This is a genomic window from Lapillicoccus sp., assembly GCF_025353065.1.
Lineage (GTDB): Bacteria > Actinomycetota > Actinomycetes > Actinomycetales > Dermatophilaceae > Lapillicoccus.
In genome coordinates, this window is sequence record NZ_JANXRJ010000236.1 from 1 (window position 1) to 2,137 (window position 2,137).

2 protein-coding genes and 1 pseudogene are annotated in these 2,137 nt (G+C 69.9%); all 3 read left to right on the forward strand.

What is annotated here, in order from left to right:
• A pseudogene (locus Q0R63_RS17710) lies at positions 1-238 on the forward strand (VOC family protein); the annotation flags it as partial.
• Between the two features lie 274 nt (positions 239-512).
• Complete coding sequence (locus Q0R63_RS17715) at positions 513-1,628, forward strand: NDMA-dependent alcohol dehydrogenase (RefSeq protein ID WP_295700254.1); 1,116 nt, start codon at positions 513-515, stop codon at positions 1,626-1,628.
• A partial coding sequence (locus Q0R63_RS17720; protein ID WP_295700258.1) for a MoxR family ATPase occupies positions 1,625-2,137 on the forward strand: 513 nt, incomplete at its 3' end. The genes Q0R63_RS17715 and Q0R63_RS17720, both read left to right, overlap by 4 nt.

Consider the following 2,137-nt stretch of genomic DNA (forward strand, 5'->3'; position numbering starts at 1 on the left):
CACCCTCTTCGGCCTGCGTCCGGTCGGCAGCGACGGCTTCGACTCGGCCCGCACCGGCCTCGACCACGTGAGCTTCACGGTCGACTCCCGGGACGCCCTCACCCGGGCCCACGCCGCACTCGGCGACGCCGGCATCCCGCACGGCGAGATCATCGACCTGGCCGACGCCGGCCTCGCGATCCTGTCCTTCCAGGACCCGGACGACATCAACATCGAGCTCACCGCCCCCCTCGCCTGACCAACTCGCACCCCCTGCCTCGTCCGGAACGGCGAGGGAGCGCTCGTCGGCCCGGGATCGGACGAGGCGGACCTGCCCGAACGGAGAGGTCGATTGCGCCCCTTCCCTGCTTAGGCTTCGGAGAAGCACGACCGATCATCCACGGCACCGACGTCCACCGTAGAACGTCACGCTCGACCTCGCCGGACGCGACGCCGCGGCCCTGGAAATGCCCCTGGACGCCCGGGACCCCCCCGGACCCCGACCGCACCGACCACACGAGGAGAGCCCGCCTGTGAAGACCAAAGCCGCAGTCGTCTACGAAGCCGGCAAGCCGATCGAGATCGAGGAGCTCGACCTCGACGGCCCCCGTGAGGGCGAGGTCCTCATCCGCTACACCCATGCCGGGCTCTGCCACTCCGACGTTCACGTCGCCCACGGTGATCTCGAGGCGCGCCTGCCGATGGTGCTCGGCCACGAGGGTGCCGGGATCATCGAGGAGGTTGGGCCGGGCGTGACGCGCGTCAAGGTCGGCGACCACGTGGTCTGCTCGTTCATCCCCAACTGCGGGTCCTGCCGCTACTGCGCCACCGGCCGCCAGTCGATCTGCGACATGGGCGCGACGATCCTCGAGGGCTACCTGCCCGGTGAGCGCTTCCCGATCACCGGCCCGCGGGGCCAGTACGGCGCCATGTGCATGCTCGGCACCTTCAGCCAGTACGGCGTCATCCACCAGAACTCCGCGGTCAAGGTCGACGACGACCTGCCGCTCGAGAAGGCCGTCCTCGTCGGGTGCGGCGTGCCGACCGGCTGGGGAGCGGCGGTCAACACGGCCAACGTCCGCGCCGGGGACACCGTCCTCGTCGTCGGCATCGGGGGCATCGGCATCAACGCCGTGCAGGGCGCCCGGTATGCCGGGGCCAAGAACGTCATCGCCATCGACCCGCTGGAGAACAAGCGGGAGAAGGCGATGGAGCTGGGCGCGACGCACGCGTTCGCCAGCACCGACGAGGCGATGGCGGCCCTCACCGACATGACACGGGGCCAGATGGCCGACTCCGCGATCCTCACCCCGGGCCTGATGACCTCCGAGATCGTGGCCGGCGGCTTCCACGCCGTGGGCAAGGGCGGCACCGTGGTGCTCACCGGCCTCAACAAGCTGATGGAGCAGAACATCGAGCTGCCGGGCACGATCCTCACCCTCTACCGGAAGACCATCAAGGGCAGCCTCTTCGGCGACTGCAACCCCACCGTGGACATCCCGCGGATCCTCTCGCTCTACCAGAGCGGAGACCTCAAGCTCGACGAGATCATCACTCGCACCTACACGCTCGACCAGGTGCAGGAGGGCTATGACGACCTTCTCGCCGGCAAGAACGTGCGCGGGGTCGTGATACACGAGCACGCGTGACGCAGTCCACCACTGGTATGCCGCGGGTGTCGGCCGGGCCCGTCGTCGGACGGGGGCGTGAGGTCGAGCTGCTCGAAGCAGCCCTGGCCAGTGGCGCCCACGTCGTCCTCGAGGGCCCGCCCGGCACCGGCAAGTCCACCCTGCTGCGTCGGGTGGCCGCCGACCGGGAGAGCACGTTCGTGCTCGTCGAGGGCAACGCGGAGCTGACCCCTGCCCGATTGGTGGGCCACTTCGACCCGGCGCTGGTGCTCGAGCGCGGTTATCGCGCAGAGGTGTTCGTCGACGGGCCGCTGCTCGAGGCGATGCGCGAGGGCGGTCTGCTCTACGTCGAGGAGCTCAACCGCGTGCCGGAGGAGACGCTCAACGTGCTGCTCACGGTGATGTCGGAGCGCGAGCTCAACGTGCCCCGGCTCGGGCGTGTGCCGTCGGCGGACGGGTTCCGGCTCGTGGCGGCGATGAACCCCTACGACACCGTGGGGACGGCCCGGATCTCGGGGGCGATCCACGAC